Below are 20,331 nucleotides of genomic sequence, written 5' to 3'. Positions count from 1 at the left end.
GTTCCCGACGTTGTTGTAATGGGCCATGCTAGCTTGATCGTTAGTCGCGGGCAATATTGTAGTCGCCCGACAATGCAAAAGTATTATCCCGTTTTCACGAGGTGGAGAATCCGGGCGAAACGTCCGGATTTCTCATTCGCGCGCGCTTCAAACGCGTTCAAGCGCAAGGGCGATCCCCTGCCCGACACCTATGCACATTGTTGCGAGAGCATACCTGCCGCGATTGAGCGAAAGTTCGAGCGCCGCCGTGCCTGCAATGCGCGCACCGGACATACCGAGTGGATGTCCAAGAGCAATCGCGCCGCCGTTCGGGTTGACACGCTCGTCGTCGTCGGAGATTCCGAGATCGCGCAACACTGCCAGGCCCTGCGATGCAAATGCCTCGTTCAGTTCGATGACGTCGAAGGCATCAGTCGCGATACCGGTACGCGCGCAGAGCCTCCTTGTCGCCGGAGCAGGACCAATACCCATGATGCGGGGAGGAACACCTGCCGTAGCACCACCAACAATGCGCGCTATGGGCGTGAGGCCATATTTTTTAATGGCCTCCTCTGACGCGATGATGAGCGCTGCAGCTCCGTCATTTACACCTGAAGCGTTGCCTGCCGTCACAGTGCCGCCCTCGCGGAAGGGCGTGCCCAGCTTTGCCAATGCTTCCAGGCTCGTCACACGGGGGTGTTCGTCCCTGTCCACAATGATCGGCTCACCTTTGCGCCGCGGTATTGTGACGGGCACGATTTCCCTGGCAAGGCGTCCATTCTCTTGCGCAACTGCCGCCTTTTCCTGACTGCGAAGCGCAAATATGTCCTGATCCTGCCTCGAAACATTGAAATCTTCCGCTACGTTCTCGCCCGTCTCCGGCATGGAATCCACACCGTACTGCTTCTTCATCAAAGGATTGACGAACCGCCAGCCGATGGTCGTATCGAAGATTTCCGCCTTGCGTGAAAATGCGCTGTCGGCTTTCGGCATGACGAAAGGCGCGCGGCTCATGCTTTCCACGCCTCCGGAGATGACAAGTTCTGCTTCGCCGGCTTTGATTGCGCGTGCGGCCGTTATGACAGCATCCATCCCTGACCCGCAGAGACGATTGATCGTGGTTCCTGACACCCCAACTGGCAATCCCGCCAGCAGAAGTGACATACGCGCGACATTGCGGTTGTCTTCCCCGGCCTGATTGGCTGAGCCGAAAATGACGTCATCGACGGCTTCCCAATCGACAGAGCCATTACGCTCCATAAGTGCTCTCAGTGGGACCGCACCAAGATCGTCGGCACGAATCGATGAAAGCGCGCCCCCGTAGCGACCGATTGGCGTGCGGATATAATCGCAGATATATGCTTCACTCATGGTATGGCCTCACAGTTCCGGGACAACGAGATCGGCAACCGGGCCGTCCACGTGGAGTTTCGCACCGGTCATGGCCTGAAGGTCTTCCAATGTCATGGAAGCCAACTTTTCACGCAGCACAAAACGCCCCTTGTCGATATCGATCACCGCATGGCTGGTATAGACACGCGTGATACATGCAACACCGGTTAGCGGGAAAGTGCACTTTTCGACGAGCTTCGGTTCGCCCTTCTTCGTCACATGCTCGGTAATCACCACGACCTGTTTCGCGCCGTGCACAAGATCCATTGCACCACCGACCGCCGGCACACCCTTGGCCCCTACTCGCCAGTTAGCGAGATCGCCGTTCTGGGCAACCTGATATGCACCAAGAATTGCCACGTCGAGATGGCCGCCGCGCACCATTGCGAAGCTGTCGGCGTGGTGGAAGAAAGCCGCGCCGGGCTTCAGCGTGACCGCCTTCTTGCCAGCATTGATCAGATCCCAATCTTCCTCGCCCTCCGGAGGGGCTTCGCCGAAATCCAGAATGCCGTTTTCCGTATGGAAAATCGCTTCGCGGCCTTCCGGTTGATAACGGGCGACCATTTCTGGAAAGCCGATACCGAGATTTACATAGGCACCGTCCTGGATATCCTGTGCGGCACGCCAGGCGATCTGCGCATTGGATAATTTGATGTCGTCATGAATATCGATCATCATGCGTAGGTCACTCCCGCGCGAATGAGTTCTTCTTCCTGCTTCGGATTTGCAACTTCAACGACACTGTCAACGAAGATGCCCGGCGTGATGACATTTTCCGGTTCAATGCCGCCGAGCTGAACAATTTCCGACACCTGCACAATGGTTCTCGCTGCAGCCATGCACATGAGCGGATTGAAATTGCGCGCCGCCATACGATAGGTCAGATTGCCGTGCCTATCGCCAAGATGAGCCTTGATGAGCGCGAAATCAGCCTTCAACCAGCGCTCCTGCACATAGGGTCGCCCGTCAAATTCAGCTATAATCTTGCCTTCCGCCAACTCCGTGCCGTAGGCGGTCGGGGTGTAGAATGCCGGGATACCGGCGCCACCTGCACGAATGCGCTCGGCAAGCGTTCCTTGCGGCACGAGTTCCAGTTCAATGTCGCCAGCTATATATTTATCTGTGAAGGCGCGCGGATCGGATGAGCGCGGGAAAGAACAGATCATCTTCCGAACCATCCCGGCGTCGATCATGGCTGCAATGCCAATGCCGCTATTGCCAGCATTGTTATTGATCACAGTCAGATTCTTCGGCCCCTTGTCGATCAGGGCATGAATGAGTTCGATTGGCGCGCCCGCGCCACCAAATCCCCCGATCATGACACTCGCGCCATCACCTATTCCGGCGACTGCGTCCGCCAAACTTCCGATTGTCTTGTCCATTTCGCCTCCATACTGGAACGCGCGATTTCACGCCGAGCGTTTCCAGCCTCAAACACGATGAAATTAGCCCCCGCATCAACGACGGGTCAAAACATTTGTGCGTTATTTGACATTTGTTCACATATCGCACAAAATAGATTGTCGCTTTCAGGAGGCTTCATGCGCGAAACTGACTTCATCGGAGGCTTTGCCAAAGGATTGAAAGTTATCGAAGCGTTCGGCGAAAATCAGCCACGTCTTTCGATAGCGGACGTTTCAAAGATTACCGGACTCGACCGCGCGACAGCACGGCGGTGTTTGCTGACCCTCGCTGCGCTCGGCTATGCCGAATACGACGGCAAGTTTTTCATGCTTCTGCCGAAAATTCTTCGGCTCGGACACGCTTATCTTTCTTCGACACCCTTGCCGACGATCATCCAGCCGCATCTGGACCGGTTGTCCGACACAGTCGGCGAAAGTGCGTCCGCGTCCGTTCTGGACGGAACAGAAATCGTGTACATCGCCCGCGCCTCGCAGATGCGTGTCATGTCCATTAACCTGATGGCTGGAAGCAGGCTTCCGGCCTACTGTGCCTCGATGGGGCGCGTGCTCCTAGCCTCGCTTCACGAACCCGAAGCACTTACGATTCTTGAGCGCACCGAACGGAAAGCGCTGACGCCATTTACGAAGGTGGCAATTGACCAATTGATGGCGGAAATCTCCGTAATTCGTGATCAAGGTTATGCAATCAACGATCAGGAACTGGAGCTCGGGCTGCGTTCAATCGCAGTTCCAGTCTTCAATCACAGAGGCACCGTAGTTGCAGCAATCAATATCGGGGCGCCGGCGGCTCACGTCGAAACAGGGGGGCTGGTCGAACGCTTCCTACCCGCCATGTTGCAAGTCCAGTCGGACCTTCGCAGTTTGCTGAGATGAACTGTCGAGGATGAAAAATCCAATTAAACCTTACAGTGATAGGTCTTGAGCGGCGAGACGCTCCCGCTCCCTCAAGCGAAACGCACGTGGTGTTTCACCTGTCATTTTCAGAAAGAAGCGCGAAAAATAAGCCGGATCTGAAAATCCGAGGCTGTAGGCGATATGCTGTACGGAGGATGGCATGGCTATCAAATCGCGCTTGGCCGTATCCATCAGCTTGTTTGCAACCAAATCTTGTGTCGTTCCTCCAGTTAGCTGCTTCACCGTCCGATTGAGATGCGTCGGTGAAACTCCCAGCAATTTCGCATAAAATGAAACCGGCTTGTGATCTCGGTAATAGCGATCGATCAGCTCCAACAGCCTTTCAATACGAGCGGGCATATATACCCGGCTTTCTTGACGCTTCGCCGGGTTTGAAGAATATGCATGCCTTAAAATGTAAATGAATGCAACTTGAACAAGAGACTCCAGCATGCTGTTTTTATATGATTTTCTTGCATGAAACTCTTCTTGCACTTGGCTCAGAAGAGAGGAAAGTAATCCGAGATTATCTTCGCCTGCGTCTTTCATGGATATGAGTTGCGGCTGCGTCAGCCACTCTGCCATCACTCCCGCTGTCCCCCCTCCCACAAACGGCATATGCGGGCTCAGAATCGTCACGATGTGGCCCACTATATCTTTTGAAAATGCAAACCCATGATTGAAACCGGGAGGCACCAAAATCGCACATGGTGTCTGAAATGGGCGGATGGCGCCGTCAAAATTTACCTGCCCCGAACCGCTTTCAATATACAGAAGCTGAAAGAAACTCACGTGACGATGCAGTGAAATCTCGAAATTGTGCAAACTCGATCGCGAAAAAAGCGTTTCGCAGTGCAGCCAGAAATCCGGCCTCTGCTCGTTGTCCTCTCCGTAAAGCTCGTATGTTGGAACAAAATTTTCCGACATCTTGTCCTCCGATAATGTTCGATTTGTACAATAAATTGCCGGAATTATCCATTGTCAGCCTGAAGGTTCCCCCAAGAATAAGGAAGACTGCATTGGGAGGACTATATGCGAACTCAGGTCGCAATCATCGGATCAGGCCCTTCGGGTCTGCTCCTTGGGCAGCTTCTGACGAAAGCCGGGATAGACAATATCGTGCTGGATCGCGTCAGCGCGGATTATATTTTGGGCCGCGTGCGTGCAGGCGTATTGGAAGAAGGCACCGTCAAGCTGATGGATGAGGCTGGCGCATCTGCGCGCCTGCATGCTGAAGGTCTGCTGCATGATGGCTTCTCGCTCGCTTTCGACGGGCGGGATCATCGTATCGATCTGCATGAAATGACCGGCAAACGGGTCACGGTCTACGGCCAGACCGAGATGACGCACGACCTCATGGATGAACGGCAGAAGTCAAACGCTGCCAGCATTTACGAAGCGGCCGACGTGACCCCGCACGATTTCGATACGTCATCGCCATATGTCACATTCGAGAAAGAGGGTAGAACGCATCGTATTGATTGCGATTTCATCGCCGGATGTGACGGGTTTCACGGCGTGAGCCGCAAATCCGTGCCGGAAAAGGCAATCAATATTTTCGAAAAGATCTATCCTTTCGGCTGGCTTGGAATACTGGCCGATATTCCACCCGTCGCGCACGAACTGATCTATGCGAACCACAAACGGGGCTTTGCCCTGTGCTCCATGCGGTCCCTCACCCGCAGCCGTTACTATATTCAATGCTCGTTGGACGAGACAATCGAAGGCTGGAGCGACCAGCGCTTTTACGATGAATTGCGTAGGCGTCTTCCAGCACATCATGCAGAAGCCATGGTGACTGGACCGTCTTTCGAGAAATCCATTGCGCCCCTGCGCTCCTTCGTGGTCGAACCAATGCGCTTCGGACGGCTGTTTCTTGTTGGCGACGCCGCGCACATTGTTCCTCCGACCGGCGCCAAAGGACTGAACCTCGCCGCAAGCGATGTGCATTATCTTTACGAGGGACTGAGGGACTTTTACCTCGACAGGTCCGAAGCCGGTATTAACGCCTATTCCGGCAAAGCCCTCGCCCGCATCTGGAAGGCCGAGCGCTTTTCATGGTCGATGACAAAACTGTTGCACCGCTTCCCGGACATGGCGCCATTCGATGAAAAAGTACAGGAAGCGGAACTTGACTACTTCTGCACTTCCCACGCTGCTTCGACCGCACTTGCCGAAAACTATGTCGGATTACCGTTCTGAAAGCCGACGATTGAACTGCAATTGATATTGTCGAGACATACCAAGGGTTTGGTACAGAGGCCCCAACAGTATTCATTGAACCCCCGGCGATAAGTTCCAATCGGAACTTGTCGCATCTCGCGCGGTCGGCCACCTCATCAAGGTAGTCGACCGCGGTTCTATGGCTTCAGGCCGGCAGCTTCACGCAATGTCTGGATCAGAATCTGCATCGCGGCGGTCTGCGCCATATCGGTCCGCATCGTGAGCCCTACAGGGCCCGTTGTCTCGCTTGTATCAATGGGCAACGCAACCAGCTTGCCCTCTGAGACGTCCCTGGCCGCAACGCCCTCTGATATAATCCACACCGCATCGCTCTCGCGGACAAATGCGCGCCCGAAAGCATCGGATACAGTTTCTATCTGAACAGGCAGTGTTCCGATCCCATTTGTAATCAACAGCCGGTCCACAAAAGGACGAATGATCGAGTTGCGTGTCGGCATTAAAACCGGATAATCGGCCAGCCTTTCGAAAACCGCGTGTCCAGTTGCCAGAGGATGCCCCGCCCTCACAAGAAACCGGACCTGCTCCGAGTAAAGATGCTCGAAGGAAAACCCGGTCATCTTTTCAGGTGCTGCAAGGCGCCCGACGACCAGATCGAGATCGCCAATCCGCAACTGCTCCAGAAGAACAGCATTTTCGCCCGTCACGATTTTGACCTGGCTGGATGTTCTCTCCGCAAGAAACAGGCTCATTGCTTTCGGCATGATCCGTGTTGAAACTGTCGGCAATGCGCCAATGCGAATAGGCGGCCCCGATCCGTCCAGTTCCTGTGATACGGAATCCAGTCCCTGCCTGAGAGCCGTCAGAGCTGTTCCCGCGTGACGAAGAAACACTTCACCGAACCGCGTTATCCTTATCCCGCGACCATCGCGCTCCACCACCGGAACGCCCAGAATTTCCTCCAGTTCACGCATTGTCTTGGTCACGGCCGGTTGACTGATACTCAAGACTTCCGAAGCCTTGACCACGCTTTTCTGTCGCGCAACCTCAACAAACGTATGCAGATGGCGAAACTTGATCCGGTTTCCAATCACCTATCTATAACCTTATAGTTATGATTTCGGCCAACAATATCATTTTACTTAACCAGTTGAAAGCATGACAGTGCGATGCAAGAGGAGAAAGCCGTGCAATTCGCATCCGTAAACGACGTCGTCATCCATTACGACTTTCAACGGGCAGCAGCCGAAAAGCCCGTTCTGGTTTTCATTAATTCGCTGGGAACCGATCTGCGCATATGGGATGAAGTTCGTTTACGCCTGGGCAACGACGTATCAGTTCTCGTCTATGATAAGCGCGGCCACGGTCTTTCGGACATCGGAAACACTCCTTACACAATCGAACTGCTCGCCGCCGATCTCACCGCACTGCTAGACAAGCTCTCGATAAAGCGGGCGATCATCTGCGGGCTTTCTGTCGGCGGTTTGATTGCGCAAGGCGTTGTTGCCGCGCGACCCGATTTGGTGACAGGGCTTGTTCTGTCCAACACTGCCCACAAGATTGGCACTGCCGATATGTGGGATGCGCGTATTGCCGCTATTCGGGAAAACGGCCTCGCAAGCATTCTCGACGCGACAATGCCCCGCTGGTTCACCCCTGCCTATCGGCATCCCGATAATCCTTCCTATCGTGCGTATTGCAACATGTTCGTTCGGCAACCGCTCGAAGGCTATGCAGCCACTTGCGCTGCTCTGCGGGATGCCGACTTAACGCAAGTAGCCAAAAAGATTTCGGTGCCGACATTGTGTCTGGTCGGCGAGCAGGACGGTTCTACACCGCCCGCCATTGCGCGCGAATTGGCAGGCCTCGTTCCTCAAGCAGATTTTGCAGAGATTGCCGACTGCGGCCATATCCCCTGCGTCGAACAGCCCGATGCCTACGTCTCGCTGTTACGCAACTTTATTACAAACAGATTCTAGCATGGAGAATAACCATGGCTGACAATGCCGTGCGGTCAGACCGTTACAAGATCGGCATGAATGTGCGCCGTTCGGTTCTGGGCGATACGCATGTTGATCGTGCTTCAAACAGCGCGACCGACCTTGATGCACCATTTCAGGAGCTTATAACGGAAGCTGCATGGGGAACCGTCTGGTCGCGTCCGGGCTGGACCAAACGGGAGCGTTCGATCGTTACCATTGCGCTTCTTGCCGCACTCGGGCAAGACGACGAGGTTGCCATGCATATACGCGCTACAAAAAATACAGGCGCGACGAGGGAGGACATCTGCGAAGCATTGATGCATGTCGCTATCTATGCGGGAGTTCCGGCATCGAACCACGCTTTCAAGATCGCCAAGCAGACTTATGCGCAGATGGATGCGGAGGAGGCCGAAAAATGAAAAACAGTCTGCCAGAGACAACTCCATTCTTTGCTCGTGATCTGTCGATGCATCCACCGGCCTACACGCCGTGGTACAAGACCTCGGTGCTTCGCTCACCTACCCGCGCGCTGCTTTCGCTCGAAGGCACCAAAAGCGAAATTGCCGGCCCGGTATTCGGGCACAACATGCTGCATGAGCTGGATAATGATCTCATCCTGAATTACGCGCGCCCCGGTGAGATGCCGATCGGCCCGCGCATCCTTGTGCATGGCCGTGTTCTCGACGAAAGCAATAGGCCTGTTCCGGGGGCGCTCCTGGAATTCTGGCAGGCCAACGCCGGCGGACGTTACCGCCACAAGAAAGAAACCTATCTTGCAGCCATCGATCCAAATTTCGGGGGTGTCGGCCGCACCATAACGGACGAGAACGGCTATTACTGGTTCAAGACCATAAAGCCCGGTCCATATCCCTGGCCAAATGGCGTGAACGACTGGCGTCCGGCTCACATTCATTTCTCGGTGTTCGGGCATGGCTTTGCGCAACGTCTCATCACTCAAATGTACTTCGAAGGGGATCCATTGATCTGGATATGCCCGATCGTCAAAACCATCCCGGACAAATCGGCTATCGAACGGTTGGTCGCACCGCTGGATATGAACGCCAGTTTGCCGATGGATATGCTCGCTTACAAGTTCGACATCGTGTTACGCGGTCGTCGTTCAACCCTCTTCGAAAATCGCCCGGAGGGCAACTGATATGGCGCAACCTCTCACGTATCTGAAAGAAACCGCCTCACAAACCGCAGGCCCTTATGTCCATATCGGATTGACCCCCAACTTTGTCGGAATCGACGGCGTCTTCCAGCAGGACCTCGGGTCTGGCCCTCTCTACGGTGAGGAAACCACGGGCGAACGCATCACCATCAAAGGTCATGTCATTGACGGAATGGGTGCACCGCTTCGCGATGCGCTTGTGGAAATATGGCAGGCTGATGCGCGCGGCCTCTATAACAGCCCTTCGGAAACCGGCGGCAAGGCCGACATCGGCTTTCGTGGCTGGGGCCGGTGTCCGAGCCATATGGACACAGGCGAATTCACTTTCGAGACGATCAAGCCGGGGCGCGTTCCTTTCAAGGATGGTCGCCTCATGGCGCCGCACGTCACCTTGTGGATCGTGGCTCGTGGCATCAATCTCGGCTTGCAGACACGGATGTATTTTTCCGACGAAGCCGATGCCAATGCAGAGGATCCCATCCTTGTTCGCATCGAACACCGCAGCCGGGTGCAAACTCTCATCGGTCGACGCGAAGGTAGCGTCTATCATTTCGATATTCACTTGCAGGGCGAAAAAGAAACCATCTTTTTCGATATTTGACGCATGAGTATCTCGGTCTTCGAACACCCATTTCTGGCGCAGCTCTTCGGCGATGACGAAGAGATATTGAGCCTGTTCACGGCAGCAGCCGATATTGCTGAAATGTTGCGCTACGAAGCGGCACTGACCGAGGCTCAAGCCGATCTTGGCCTGATACCAACCGAGGCAGGACTTGCAATCGCGCAAACGATAGAGACGTTCGAACCCAGCCTCTCCAGTCTGGCAAAGGCCACGGCCCGCGATGGTGTGGTTATTCCCTCGCTCGTGAAAGAGCTAAAACTGGCTGTGGGGAAAGATTACGGAGAGTATGTTCATTATGGTGCGACGAGCCAGGATGTCATCGATACGAGTCTTGTTTTGCGGCTGAAGCGTACAAGCACAATCCTCTATGGAAGAATTCAACAACTGGTTCAACGCTATGAATGGCTTGAGGTGACGTTCGGAACGAATGCGCTCACCGGCTATACACGTATGCAGGCTGCTCTTCCCATAACCGTATCGGACCGCATCTCGAGCTGGAAAAACCCTCTCTGCAGTTACGGCACGAAGTTGAACGCCATCTCCTTTCCCGTGCAGTTCGGAGGCGCAGCAGGAACGCTTGAAAAATTCGGCACGCAAGCACCAGCCCTGCGGGCGCTGCTAGCCGAAAAGCTCGAACTGCACGATAGTCTGCAATGGCACAGCCAACGCGCATTCATCGTTGAATTTGGTAATCTGCTTTCGCTTGTCACGGGTACTCTGGGAAAGTTCGGACAGGACATCGCACTCATGGCCGAAATGGGTGAGGAACTTTCCCTGACAGGTGGCGGCGGATCGTCGGCTATGCCGCACAAGCAAAATCCCGTGGGAGCGGAGATATTGATTAGCCTTGCCCGCTTCAATGCAGCCCAAATGGGAGGGCTCCATCAGGCGATGGTGCACGAACAGGAACGCTCAGGCGCAGCCTGGATGGTCGAATGGATGGTCCTGCCGCAGATCGTTGCGTCAACCGGCAGTGCTCTTAACATTGCATCGGCGCTGATCGACAAGATTGTCCGGATCGGCACCGAACAAGCGCCAGACACATAACCATCCGGGTATCGATTATAAGTAATTTTTCATTTTACATGACCATTTAGATAGGCATGCTGAAATCAGGACATTCCCTGTTGCGACGAGACGGTCACGGGCAGGAATGGTGGGCGATAGGGAGGAGAACATGAAGAAAATCGCAATAACCGCGCTCGCGGTCTTTTCACTTGCGACGTCGGCAGCTTATGCGGACGTGGTGAAGGTCGGTGTCATCGGTCCATTTTCAGGGCCATTTGCCCTTCAGGGCAAGAACTTCAAAGCTGGCATCGACGCCTATATGGCCGAGCATGGTAACAAGATCGGCGATGACACTGTCGAGATCGTTTATCGCGACGTGCCGCAGGCAGACCCGGCGCAGTCCAAGGCACTTGCGCAGGAACTCGTGGTCAAGGAAGGCGTACAATATCTCGCTGGCTTTTACTTCACTCCTGACGCCATGGCGGTTACACCCATTCTCAAACAAGGCAATGTGCCGATGGTGGTCATGAATGCCGCCACGTCTTCCATCGTAACCAAAAGCCCCTATGTGGTGCGCACGTCCTTCACCACGTGGCAAACGTCAACCCCGATCGCGAAGGTCGCACTCGACAAGGGTGTGAAGAAAGTTATCTCGGTTGTGAGCGATTATGGACCAGGAGTGGATGCTGAAAATGCATTCAAGGCAGCGTTCACCGAAGCTGGTGGAGAAGTGGTCGAAGCCATTCGTATGCCACTTGCAACGAACGACTTCAGCCCGATCATGCAGCGCATCAAGGATTCCGGCGCTCAAGGCGTGTTCGCGTTCCTGCCGTCAGGGCCAACGACGCTCGGTTTCATGAAGTCCTATGTCGATAACGGCTTAAAGGGCTCGGGCATCCAGCTTTTCGCTCCGGGTGATCTGACCCAGGAATCCGATCTTCCGGCGTTGGGCGAGAATGCTCTCGGCGTGCTGACGACGTTCCACTATGCGGTTTCCCATGACTCGCCGGAGAACAAGAAGTTCGTAGAGGAAGCCCGGAAAGCTGTTGGCAATCCTGTCGAACTTTCCTTCCCTTCGGTTGGCGCGTATGACGGCATGCATGTCATATACAAGATGATCGAAGCGACCGGCGGCGAAAAAGATGCCGAGAAAGCGGTCGAAGCAGTCAAAGGCATGGAATGGATCAGCCCGCGCGGCCCAGTATCCATCGATCCAGAAAGCCGCCACATGACGCAGAATATCTATCTGCGTGAAGTAGCCAAGGCTGATGACGGGACTTTCTACAACAAGGAAATCCAGACTTTCGAGAAGCAGGGAGACCCCGGACTGAAAGCTCAATAGCTCGGCGGTCGAACTACTGCCGCGCATTGCCTGGAGAGGCGTGAAACGCGTTCGCTCCGGTCCGTAACTGCTTGTTTTACCGCGTATCCCGAACAATGTCTTGCGCATCTCGGGATACGTTCCAACAGGATCATTCAATGCAGACTGTGCTCAGCATTGCTGTCGATGCCCTTGCTTACGGCATGGTGCTTTTCGTCATTTCCATCGGCCTCTCGGTTACCATGGGCTTGATGCGGGTCGTCAATCTGGCTCATGGAGCATTTGCGATGATCGGCGGCTATTTCGCATCCTATGCCGCCCAGCAACTCGGCCTCAATTACGGCTTTGCGATCATTATTGCCGTCGCTGGTACGATGCTCATCGCAGTTCCGGTGGAACGGCTGCTCTATCGGCGCATTTACGGAGCGCCCGAGCTGACCCAGGTTCTGATGACCATCGGCATCACTTTCTGCATCATAGGACTGACGAATTACATATTCGGGCCGACGCTGAAGACCATCCCCTTGCCGGAAGCGCTGCGTGGATCGGTCGATCTCGGATTTCGGGCTATCGCGAAACACCGTGTCTTTGCGATCGGTTGCGGCCTGGTAGTAGCTCTTGGCCTTTGGTACATCATCGAACGCACCGCCTTCGGCGTGAAACTGCGTGCCGCTGTCGACAATGCCAATATGACGGCAGCCCTCGGTGTGCGAACTGAAATCGTTTATGCCGTCAGCTTTGCGCTTGCCATTGGGCTTGCAGCTCTCGGCGGCGTTGTTGGCGCCGAACTTCTGCCTGTTGAGCCCTATTACGCACTCCGCTACATGGTGACTTTTCTGGTGGTTGTTTCGGTCGGTGGTGCAGGCTCCATACCCGGTGCGCTGATCGCTTGCCTCCTACTCGGCGCAATCGATACTACCGGCCGTTATCTGGCACCGGAATATGGCGAGTTCTTCTTTTATCTGGCGGTGATCGTCATTGTGACCCTATTCCCCCGCGGCCTTGCAGGAAGGTTGGCCAGAAAATGACCGACGTGACGCAAAGCCTCAACCAACGCCGTCATTCTCGCGCGGGTTTCCTCGGCATCACAGCCATAATCCTGGCCAGTGTCATCGGCTGGTTTCTGTTTCCCGATAATCTGGCGCTGCTGACACGCATCATCGCAATTGCCTTGCTCGTATTGTCCCTCGATCTGGTGACCGGCTATTGCGGCATCGCAACACTTGGTCACGCTGCCCTATTTGGCGCGGGAGCCTATGGCGCCGGCATCGCCGCCGCACATTTCGGAATTACCGACCCGCTCCTGATGACACTCATCGGCCTGATAGCTGGCGCGATCACCGGACTTGTTTCCGGAGCCGTCATTCTGCGTGCCCACGGCCTCGCGCAACTCGTCCTATCGATTGCCGTGATCCATCTTTTTCACGAAGCGGCTAATAAGGCATCAAGCTGGACCGGCGGTAGCGATGGACTGAGTGGCATTGCGCCCGATCCAATTCTCGGCATATTCGAGTTCGATCTCTACGGACACACGGTCTACATTTACGCTGTAGTCCTGCTGCTGATTTCTTTCATCTTCTTGCGGTTTGTCGTGCGCTCGCCTTTCGGCATGCTTTGCCGGGGCGTGAAAGAAGACCCAATCCGCATTCACGCGATGGGGGCTTCGGTTCAGTCAGTCCAGCTTCGCATGTACGTTATCTCCGGTGCCGTTGCCGGCGTTGGCGGCGCGCTGAACGCCATATCGACGCAGGTCGTCGGGCTCGACAGTCTCAGCTTCACCCTGTCGGCAGAGGCCTTGGTGATGCTGGTTCTCGGCGGCACGGGATCGCTGTTCGGCGGGCTGATCGGCACGGTAGTCTTCATGTGGTTCGAAGACCTCGTCTCTGCCGCAAATCCTTTCCACTGGCTTACGATGGTCGGTGCCCTGCTGATTGCTGTCGTGCTGTTTGCGCCGCGTGGCCTCTACGGCACGGTCGCCTATTACTTTGAAAAGAAGGCGCATCGCAAATGAGCACCGTGTTTGAAGTAACAAAACTGCGCAAGAATTTCGGCGGGCTGGCGGTCACCAACGATGTTTCGATCAGCATGGCGAAAGGCGATCGCGTTGCGCTTATAGGTCCCAACGGGGCAGGCAAGACCACGTTCGTCAATCTTGTTACGGGCAATCTTCCGGCCACCTCCGGCACGGTGACACTGGGCGGCGAAAATGTCTCCAGGCTTAACGCCATGCAGCGCGTTCGGCGTGGGCTTGTGCGCTCATTTCAGGTTACCCGCCTCTTCTTCGACATGACCCCTGAAGAACACGTCGCGCTTGCGATCCTGCAACGAGAAGGCATGACAGGACGCATTCTCGGCAACTATCGCAAAATGCCCGAAGTGATGGATGAAGTGCGCGACATTCTCGATACGCTCGGCCTTCTGTCTCTCGCCCAATTGCGGGCGAACGAGATCGCATATGGCCAGCAGCGTCTTCTGGAAATTGCCCTTGCTTTGGCTCTTCGTCCCAAGGTGCTGCTGCTTGATGAACCTGCCGCAGGAGTTCCACAAAGCGATACGGGCCGCATCGAGGAAGCACTTGCCCGATTACCCCCCGATCTGGCGGTTCTCATGATCGAGCACGATATGGATCTCGTTTTCCGCTTTGCAAAGCGCGTCGTCGTTCTGGCCGCAGGAACGGTAATCTTTGACGGGCTGCCTGAAGATGTCGTGCAGGACGCCCGTGTCCGCGAAGCCTATCTGGGGAGCTATGCGCAATGAGTGCAGCCGCGCTTGAAATTCGCAATCTTTCATCCGGTTACGGCCCCACACGCGTGATCGAAGATGTATCCTTCAAAGCCGATCCGGGGTCGCGGCTTGCCGTTCTTGGCCGCAATGGTGTCGGCAAGACCAGCCTCTTTGCTACCATAGCAGGGCAAACACGCCGTTATGGCGGCGAAATTCTGTTGGACGGGAAGAATATCGCCACGCTTCCTTCGGCAGCTCGCGCAATTGCCGGTCTCGGCTACGTGCCGCAGACCCGTGATGTCTTCCCCACCCTCACAGTTGAAGAAAACCTTTTCGTTGGCCTTAAAAGCCGACCGAAAGACGCGCTTGAAGAAGCCTATGCAATGTTTCCGCGCCTGAAGGAACGACGCCGCAATCTCGGATCACAGCTTTCCGGTGGCGAGCAGCAGATGCTCTCGACCGCGCGCAGCATTCTTGGCCAGCCGACAGTACTGCTGCTCGACGAACCATTGGAAGGGCTTGCTCCCGTCATCTGCGAAGAACTAATGGCTGCTTTCTCGGCATTAGCCCAGAAAGGCGACATGACGATCCTGCTCGTCGAACAGCGCATCCAGAGCGCGCTCGATTTTGCCGATCATGTCATCATACTGGAACGCGGGCGCATCGCATGGTCTGGCACGTCGACAGAACTTGCAGACAATCAGCAGACTGTTGAGGAACTATTGGGTGTGGGCGGCTTGCACTGATCAGTTGCCAACAAACTCGAACTTGTCGACGTCCACGAGGCCCCGGTCGGTAATCTTAAGATGAGGGATCACAGGCAGGGCGATGAAGGCCAGTTGCAGAAATGGCTCTTCGAGGACCGACCCTAGTTCTTCGGCTGCGTGACGCAGAACGCGAAGCTGGTCGCGGACTGTTTCATACGGCTCGGCGCTCATCAAACCAGCAATGGGCAAAGGCATTTCAGCCAACACCTTGCCATCGCGCACGACGACAAAACCGCCTTCAATTTCGCCCAATCGGTTCGCGGCCGCAGCAATGTCTTCGTCGGATGTGCCTACCACACAGATATTATGGCTGTCATGGCTGACCGTTGACGCGATTGCCCCCGATTTCAAGCCGAAGCCGTGCACAAAACCGGTCGCGATATTTCCATTTTTACCGTGCCGTTCGACAACGGCGATCTTGACCACATCCTTTTCGAAATCCGGCTCGACACCCTTCGGGCCGACCTTGAGGTCGAATTTCAGGCTTTCCGTTATGATCTTGCCCGGAATAATCCCGATTGCGCGGGTCTTGCCGCTGTTCGAATGCGAGCGGAAACTCGATGCGCTGACTTTCGGCGCCTTGACGCTGTTGCGCCCCACAGGTGCGACGGCCTTGCGCGCGGCAAACAAATCTTCCGAAACCACCCTGCCCGCTGACAGGACGATTTCAGCGTGGCAGCCTTCGAGGCTATCCACCACGACCATATCAGCCCGTTGCCCCGGGGCAACCAGACCGCGGTCAAAAAGGCCGAAGGCCCTCGCTGCGGAAACGCTTGCAGCTCGGTAAATGGCAATCGGCTCGACGCCGCCTGCAATCGCGGTCCGAATGAGGTAATCAAGATGGCCCTGATCGGCGATATCCAGCGGGTTACGGTCATCCGTGCACAGCGCCAGAAACTGCGCATGGCGCTCCGTAATGATCGGCATGAGCGCTTTCAGGTCCTTGGAAACGGACCCTTCGCGCACAAGCACATGCATGCCTTTGCGCATCTTTTCGAGCGCTTCTTCCGCACTTGTGGCCTCGTGTTCGGTGCGAATGCCCGCAGAAATATAGCCGTTCAGATCAAAGCCGCGCAGAAGCGGCGCGTGGCCATCGATATGCCGCCCCTGAAAAGCTCTCAGCTTCGCCATGCATTCAGGGTCTTTCGCCAGAACGCCCGGAAAATTCATGAACTCCGCAAGCCCGATCACCTTGGGATGGTCCGCAAAAGGTAACAGATCGTCGATCAGAAGCTCGGCGCCAGACGTTTCCATATGGGTCGCCGGTACACAGCTCGAAAGCTGCACACGGATATCCATGATGGTTTCCATGGAGCTATCAAGAAAGAACTTGATACCCTCTGCACCGAGCACGTTGGCGATCTCGTGCGGATCGCAGATGGCGGTCGTCACCCCTTGCGGCAGCACGCAACGATCAAACTCATGCGGCGTAACGTGCGAGGATTCGATGTGAAGATGAGTATCGATAAATCCCGGCACGACGATCCGTCCGGAAATATCGATTTCCTGCTTGCCTTGGTAGTTGCCGAATGTTCCGACAATCCGGTCCCCACAGATGGCAATATCACTTTCGACAAGCTCGCCAGTCACGAGATCGAAGAAACGGCCGCCTTTCAGCACGATGTCGGCAGGTTCCCGTCCTGCGCCCTGATCGATCATCCGTTCCAGCATCACGTTACCTCATATTTCCGGAATCAAGCGTCACAACCTACCATAATGCAAGATGCGGCGGTAAGGTCGCCCTTCCGCCGCATCCATAACCTTTGATGTCCAGATTAACGGACGTACTCAATCATCCGAGCGCGGCTCAGGACCAGTTCGATGCGATCGTCCTGAAGCTTGTGCAGACAGACACGCTTGGTCCACGGGCCATCATGCAGCGTGAACAGGGCCCGTCCCTGGCCCAGGTCTTCCAATGGCATGGCCCGACGCGTAGGACCTATACCCATGATGAGGTGGCCGTCCTTGATATCGAAACTGGCACCATAGGATGGCGCCTGCCAGTGTCCGTCGAGTTCGTGGCCGAGCGGCTCCACTTTGACCGGCTTCAATCGGCGGGACACATAGCCGATTTCCCCTTCCAATTCCGTACCCGTCCAGCGAAGCCGAACCGGTGAGGACGGTGACAGGGATGAGAACCAGCCACCGCCGATATCGTAAAGCGTGTCTTCGGAATCGAGCCAATTGGCTATACCGTTGCGCATTTCCAACCAGAACGGTCCGCTATCCGCCACGTAAAGCCCGTCCGGGATGGTGCAGTTCGTCTCAGGCAACGACAAACCGTTGAGAGCGGCCATGCAGTCCCGCGCCATCTTATACGTATTGGCATCTTCGCGGTTCGAAACCACGATCATTCCGGTTTTTGCTGTTGGGTCGAGCAGAAAATAGCTCTTATAGCCGGGATGCGAACCGCCATGTCCGACAAAACGCTTTCCGTCCACGTCGTTCCTGCGCAGCCCGAGGCCATACCCTGTGACGCGCCCATCAGAAAGACGACGGTCTGCCGACAGCCTATCCAACAGGCCTTTGAACGGCCCCTCGCCGTTAACGAGCGCCTGCGCCCATTTCGTCAGCGCCATCCCGCTGCCCGTCAGGCTGCCGGAAGCTGAAATATGCAGGCCAGCGGAGCTAAGCTGCCACTTTTCACCAGATTTCCAATAACCGGGCACGAGACCGGCAACCGGGTCATTCCAGACATCCGGCGCTTCCATGAAAATGCCGAGTTGTTGCGCAATGTCCGATTTCACAAAATCATTGAAACGGAATCCCTTTCGTTCAAGGGCGGCTTCCACCAGCCGGTAACCGGTGTTGGAATAGGAAATCTCTGAGCCGGCATCGAAATTGAGACGTTTGAGGGAAGCCAGATAATCCAGAAGCTGACCGGCTTCCGTTTCCGTATAGACAGATAGTCCGAGAAGCGTCAGGCATTCGCGTGTATCGGGGAGCCCGCCAGTCATGTCGAGTGCACGTCCGACGGTGACATCGGCAAGTGGGCTTTGCAATTCCGGCAGATGATCACCTAGCCGGTCCTCCAGGCCAATGACATCGCCATGTTTGAGAACCATTGCACAAAATGCATGTTTCGTGACTGATGCGTAGCGAACGACTGTATTTGCCGTAAATGGAACACCGGTAGACAGGCTTTCAAGCCCGCTTGCATAAGCAAACTTTACCCCATCAGGGCCAAAGCCGATGATGACACCGCCCGGCTCATCCTTGGCCCAGCTTCGCGAAAAGACTTTCGCGGCAAGAGAAGCCGCGTTCCAGTCAGCATGCGTTGACATGAAAACTCCGTCAGGCAGGTTCTTCCAGATTGACGCTCAAAGCGCGCAGTTCTGTGGTATGCGGATGTGTCGTTCTGCCGGCGCGCAAATCCTCGGCGCCGAGCTGCTCTACCATCTCGCCGTGTTGCATCACTCCGACATTTGGACACAGATGCGCGATTACCGCGAGATTGTGGCTCACAAGCACATAAGTGAGATTCTTTTCCGCACGCAGGTCGGCGAGCAGATTGAGAATTTCAGCCTGCACCGAAACATCAAGCGCCGAAGTTGGCTCGTCCAGCAGAAGTACTTCCGGTTCGGCAATCAAAGCACGCGCTATCGCCACGCGCTGTCGCTGACCGCCCGAAAGCTGATGCGGAAAACGAAACCGCGCGGCTTTAGGCAATGCGACTTCATCGAGGACCTTTTCAATCCGCTTGTCGATATTGCCGATACCGTGGACCAGCAGAAGCTCGCTCAGAATGCGGTCGATTGTCTGGCGCGGATGCAGCGATCCAAATGGATCCTGAAACACCATCTGCACCTGACGGAAGAAGGCGGGCGCCCGCTTCGGGGCTACGTCCTTGCCGTCGAACGCGATGCGGCCGCTCCATTGTTCGTTGAGGCCGGCCATGGCGCGCAGAATGGTGGACTTGCCCGAACCGCTTTCGCCTACGATGCCAAAACTTCCGCCCTTCTCCACACGAAAGGACACACCCTTGACGACTTCGCGATCGTTGAAGCTGATGCGGAGTTGATCAATATCTATCATGAGTTCAGTCAGCTTTCTTCACGATTGAGAACCGGCAATCGATCGCGAGGATGCATCAGAGACGGAATGCAATTGAGAAGCCCCTTGGTATAGGGGTGCTCGGCGCGCACCAGTTCCGAGGCTTTCAATTCCTCCATGACACGGCCCATATACATGACCATTACCCGGTCACAGAAATGCGACACGAGCGGGAGATCGTGACTGATGAGAAGAAGCCCCATTCCCCGTTTGGAAACCAGATCGTCGATCAGGCGAAGAATTTCCGCCTGTACGGTAGCATCGAGCGCGGATGTGGGTTCGTCGGCAATAAGCAGCTCGGGATCGGGCGCCAGCATCATAGCGATCATGACGCGCTGGCCCATGCCGCCCGAAACCTCGTGCGGGTAAAGCTTTGCCACTTCACGCGGATTGCGGATCATGACCTGATCGAGCAGATCAACCGCCGCATCCATTGCCTGACGCTTGCTGCCACCTTTATGGGTGCGCCACGCCTCAGCCACCTGCACGCCTATGGTCTTGACCGGATTAAGCGAATATTTGGGGTCCTGCAGAATGAAACCAGCCCGCTTGCCGCGTATCTGACGCATCCCGCGTTCGGTAGCCGACAGAATGTCGATACCGTCGAACGAAAGCTTGTCAGCCTTCACATCAGCGATTGGCGGCAGGAGTTTCATCAGGGCTCGTGCGGTCAGCGACTTGCCTGAACCACTTTCGCCAACGATACCCAGTTTTTCGCGACCGAGCTGAAGGGAAACCCCGCGCACGGCATCGAAACGGCTGGTGCGCGTTTCAAAGCTGATTTGCAGATTTTTGATATCAACCAGCATC

At 55.5% G+C, this 20,331-nt stretch carries 21 protein-coding genes; 12 read left to right on the top strand and 9 right to left on the bottom strand.

Going from position 1 to position 20,331, the window contains the following annotated elements; translation table 11 throughout:
• Positions 1-147 precede the first annotated feature (147 nt).
• The 3 genes from pcaF to JNC63_RS20135 are packed head-to-tail and all read right to left on the bottom strand — an operon-like array spanning position 148 to position 2,753.
• The gene (gene pcaF, locus JNC63_RS20145) at positions 148-1,350 is read right to left on the bottom strand and encodes a 3-oxoadipyl-CoA thiolase (RefSeq protein ID WP_374846714.1); all 1,203 of its coding nucleotides are present in this window, start codon (positions 1,348-1,350) and stop codon (positions 148-150) included.
• Between the two features lie 9 nt (positions 1,351-1,359).
• Positions 1,360-2,049, bottom strand: coding sequence for a CoA transferase subunit B (locus tag JNC63_RS20140; protein ID WP_006468972.1), 690 nt, complete (start codon positions 2,047-2,049; stop codon positions 1,360-1,362).
• Positions 2,046-2,753, bottom strand: coding sequence for a 3-oxoacid CoA-transferase subunit A (locus tag JNC63_RS20135; RefSeq protein ID WP_063621066.1), 708 nt, complete (start codon positions 2,751-2,753; stop codon positions 2,046-2,048). The genes JNC63_RS20140 and JNC63_RS20135 overlap by 4 nt, the downstream gene beginning before the upstream one ends.
• A 159-nt stretch (positions 2,754-2,912) precedes the next feature.
• Between JNC63_RS20135 and JNC63_RS20130 the strand changes: the two genes are divergently transcribed.
• The gene (locus JNC63_RS20130) at positions 2,913-3,668 is read left to right on the top strand and encodes an IclR family transcriptional regulator (RefSeq protein WP_006471311.1); all 756 of its coding nucleotides are present in this window, start codon (positions 2,913-2,915) and stop codon (positions 3,666-3,668) included.
• Positions 3,669-3,698: 30 nt separating this feature from the next.
• Here the strand turns inward: JNC63_RS20130 and JNC63_RS20125 are convergent, their stop codons facing one another.
• On the bottom strand, positions 3,699-4,616 hold the full coding sequence (locus JNC63_RS20125; RefSeq protein WP_006468975.1) for a helix-turn-helix domain-containing protein: 918 nt from the start codon (positions 4,614-4,616) through the stop codon (positions 3,699-3,701).
• 105 nt (positions 4,617-4,721) lie between these two features.
• Between JNC63_RS20125 and pobA the strand changes: the two genes are divergently transcribed.
• Entirely contained in the window at positions 4,722-5,891 is a 1,170-nt protein-coding gene (gene pobA / locus JNC63_RS20120) for a 4-hydroxybenzoate 3-monooxygenase (RefSeq protein WP_006468976.1), read from the top strand.
• Between the two features lie 158 nt (positions 5,892-6,049).
• On the opposite strand, the gene pcaQ is transcribed toward pobA, so the two are convergent.
• Positions 6,050-6,964, bottom strand: coding sequence for a pca operon transcription factor PcaQ (gene pcaQ, locus JNC63_RS20115; RefSeq protein WP_006468977.1), 915 nt, complete (start codon positions 6,962-6,964; stop codon positions 6,050-6,052).
• Positions 6,965-7,057: 93 nt separating this feature from the next.
• Between pcaQ and pcaD the strand changes: the two genes are divergently transcribed.
• From pcaD to JNC63_RS20065, 10 genes are all read left to right on the top strand, one after another.
• Positions 7,058-7,849, top strand: coding sequence for a 3-oxoadipate enol-lactonase (gene pcaD / locus JNC63_RS20110; RefSeq protein WP_006471313.1), 792 nt, complete (start codon positions 7,058-7,060; stop codon positions 7,847-7,849).
• A gap of 14 nt (positions 7,850-7,863) precedes the next feature.
• Entirely contained in the window at positions 7,864-8,271 is a 408-nt protein-coding gene (gene pcaC / locus JNC63_RS20105) for a 4-carboxymuconolactone decarboxylase (protein WP_006468979.1), read from the top strand.
• On the top strand, positions 8,268-9,008 hold the full coding sequence (pcaH, locus tag JNC63_RS20100; protein ID WP_006468980.1) for a protocatechuate 3,4-dioxygenase subunit beta: 741 nt from the start codon (positions 8,268-8,270) through the stop codon (positions 9,006-9,008). The genes pcaC and pcaH overlap by 4 nt, the downstream gene beginning before the upstream one ends.
• 1 nt (position 9,009) lies before the next feature.
• Positions 9,010-9,627: a protocatechuate 3,4-dioxygenase subunit alpha gene (gene pcaG / locus JNC63_RS20095; protein ID WP_006468981.1), complete on the top strand. Its 618-nt coding sequence runs from the start codon at positions 9,010-9,012 to the stop codon at positions 9,625-9,627.
• A 3-nt stretch (positions 9,628-9,630) separates the two neighbouring features.
• Positions 9,631-10,695, top strand: a complete 1,065-nt coding sequence (locus JNC63_RS20090) for a 3-carboxy-cis,cis-muconate cycloisomerase (protein WP_006468982.1) — start codon at positions 9,631-9,633, stop codon at positions 10,693-10,695.
• Positions 10,696-10,825: 130 nt separating this feature from the next.
• Positions 10,826-11,998: an ABC transporter substrate-binding protein gene (locus JNC63_RS20085; RefSeq protein WP_021587259.1), complete on the top strand. Its 1,173-nt coding sequence runs from the start codon at positions 10,826-10,828 to the stop codon at positions 11,996-11,998.
• A gap of 137 nt (positions 11,999-12,135) precedes the next feature.
• Complete coding sequence (locus tag JNC63_RS20080; protein WP_006471315.1) at positions 12,136-13,005, top strand: branched-chain amino acid ABC transporter permease; 870 nt, start codon at positions 12,136-12,138, stop codon at positions 13,003-13,005.
• The gene (locus JNC63_RS20075) at positions 13,002-13,988 is read left to right on the top strand and encodes a branched-chain amino acid ABC transporter permease (protein ID WP_006468985.1); all 987 of its coding nucleotides are present in this window, start codon (positions 13,002-13,004) and stop codon (positions 13,986-13,988) included. Before JNC63_RS20080 ends, JNC63_RS20075 begins: the two co-directional genes overlap by 4 nt.
• A complete protein-coding gene (locus JNC63_RS20070) occupies positions 13,985-14,734 on the top strand; it encodes an ABC transporter ATP-binding protein (protein ID WP_006468986.1) in 750 nt (249 codons plus the stop codon). Before JNC63_RS20075 ends, JNC63_RS20070 begins: the two co-directional genes overlap by 4 nt.
• Positions 14,731-15,447, top strand: a complete 717-nt coding sequence (locus JNC63_RS20065) for an ABC transporter ATP-binding protein (protein ID WP_006468987.1) — start codon at positions 14,731-14,733, stop codon at positions 15,445-15,447. Before JNC63_RS20070 ends, JNC63_RS20065 begins: the two co-directional genes overlap by 4 nt.
• On the opposite strand, the gene ade is transcribed toward JNC63_RS20065, so the two are convergent.
• The 4 genes from ade to JNC63_RS20045 form a co-directional block, all read right to left on the bottom strand.
• Positions 15,448-17,139 carry an adenine deaminase gene (gene ade / locus JNC63_RS20060; protein ID WP_063621067.1) on the bottom strand — a complete coding sequence of 564 codons (1,692 nt, stop codon included), beginning with the start codon at positions 17,137-17,139 and terminating at the stop codon, positions 15,448-15,450.
• A gap of 104 nt (positions 17,140-17,243) precedes the next feature.
• On the bottom strand, positions 17,244-18,752 hold the full coding sequence (locus JNC63_RS20055) for a serine hydrolase domain-containing protein (protein ID WP_374846710.1): 1,509 nt from the start codon (positions 18,750-18,752) through the stop codon (positions 17,244-17,246).
• Between the two features lie 10 nt (positions 18,753-18,762).
• Complete coding sequence (locus JNC63_RS20050; RefSeq protein WP_021587261.1) at positions 18,763-19,503, bottom strand: ABC transporter ATP-binding protein; 741 nt, start codon at positions 19,501-19,503, stop codon at positions 18,763-18,765.
• Positions 19,504-19,511: 8 nt separating this feature from the next.
• Positions 19,512-20,330, bottom strand: coding sequence for an ABC transporter ATP-binding protein (locus JNC63_RS20045; protein ID WP_374846709.1), 819 nt, complete (start codon positions 20,328-20,330; stop codon positions 19,512-19,514).
• Between the last annotated feature and the right edge of the window lies 1 nt (position 20,331).

The sequence above is a fragment of the Brucella ciceri genome (assembly GCF_041930145.1).
Classification (GTDB): domain Bacteria; phylum Pseudomonadota; class Alphaproteobacteria; order Rhizobiales; family Rhizobiaceae; genus Brucella; species Brucella intermedia.
This window is presented reverse-complemented; position numbering and strand designations above follow the sequence as displayed.

Excerpts from the sequence above, each read along its gene's own strand:
- pcaF (WP_374846714.1), bottom strand. The coding sequence starts at position 1,350 with ATGAGTGAAGCATATATCTGCGATTATATCCGCACGCCAATCGGTCGC.
- JNC63_RS20140 (WP_006468972.1), bottom strand. The coding sequence starts at position 2,049 with ATGATGATCGATATTCATGACGACATCAAATTATCCAATGCGCAGATC.
- JNC63_RS20135 (WP_063621066.1), bottom strand. The coding sequence starts at position 2,753 with ATGGACAAGACAATCGGAAGTTTGGCGGACGCAGTCGCCGGAATAGGT.
- JNC63_RS20130 (WP_006471311.1), top strand. The coding sequence starts at position 2,913 with ATGCGCGAAACTGACTTCATCGGAGGCTTTGCCAAAGGATTGAAAGTT.
- JNC63_RS20125 (WP_006468975.1), bottom strand. The coding sequence starts at position 4,616 with ATGTCGGAAAATTTTGTTCCAACATACGAGCTTTACGGAGAGGACAAC.
- pobA (WP_006468976.1), top strand. The coding sequence starts at position 4,722 with ATGCGAACTCAGGTCGCAATCATCGGATCAGGCCCTTCGGGTCTGCTC.
- pcaC (WP_006468979.1), top strand. The coding sequence starts at position 7,864 with ATGGCTGACAATGCCGTGCGGTCAGACCGTTACAAGATCGGCATGAAT.
- pcaH (WP_006468980.1), top strand. The coding sequence starts at position 8,268 with ATGAAAAACAGTCTGCCAGAGACAACTCCATTCTTTGCTCGTGATCTG.
- pcaG (WP_006468981.1), top strand. The coding sequence starts at position 9,010 with ATGGCGCAACCTCTCACGTATCTGAAAGAAACCGCCTCACAAACCGCA.
- JNC63_RS20090 (WP_006468982.1), top strand. The coding sequence starts at position 9,631 with ATGAGTATCTCGGTCTTCGAACACCCATTTCTGGCGCAGCTCTTCGGC.
- JNC63_RS20085 (WP_021587259.1), top strand. The coding sequence starts at position 10,826 with ATGAAGAAAATCGCAATAACCGCGCTCGCGGTCTTTTCACTTGCGACG.
- JNC63_RS20080 (WP_006471315.1), top strand. The coding sequence starts at position 12,136 with ATGCAGACTGTGCTCAGCATTGCTGTCGATGCCCTTGCTTACGGCATG.
- JNC63_RS20075 (WP_006468985.1), top strand. The coding sequence starts at position 13,002 with ATGACCGACGTGACGCAAAGCCTCAACCAACGCCGTCATTCTCGCGCG.
- JNC63_RS20070 (WP_006468986.1), top strand. The coding sequence starts at position 13,985 with ATGAGCACCGTGTTTGAAGTAACAAAACTGCGCAAGAATTTCGGCGGG.
- JNC63_RS20065 (WP_006468987.1), top strand. The coding sequence starts at position 14,731 with ATGAGTGCAGCCGCGCTTGAAATTCGCAATCTTTCATCCGGTTACGGC.
- ade (WP_063621067.1), bottom strand. The coding sequence starts at position 17,139 with ATGCTGGAACGGATGATCGATCAGGGCGCAGGACGGGAACCTGCCGAC.
- JNC63_RS20055 (WP_374846710.1), bottom strand. The coding sequence starts at position 18,752 with ATGTCAACGCATGCTGACTGGAACGCGGCTTCTCTTGCCGCGAAAGTC.
- JNC63_RS20050 (WP_021587261.1), bottom strand. The coding sequence starts at position 19,503 with ATGATAGATATTGATCAACTCCGCATCAGCTTCAACGATCGCGAAGTC.
- JNC63_RS20045 (WP_374846709.1), bottom strand. The coding sequence starts at position 20,330 with ATGCTGGTTGATATCAAAAATCTGCAAATCAGCTTTGAAACGCGCACC.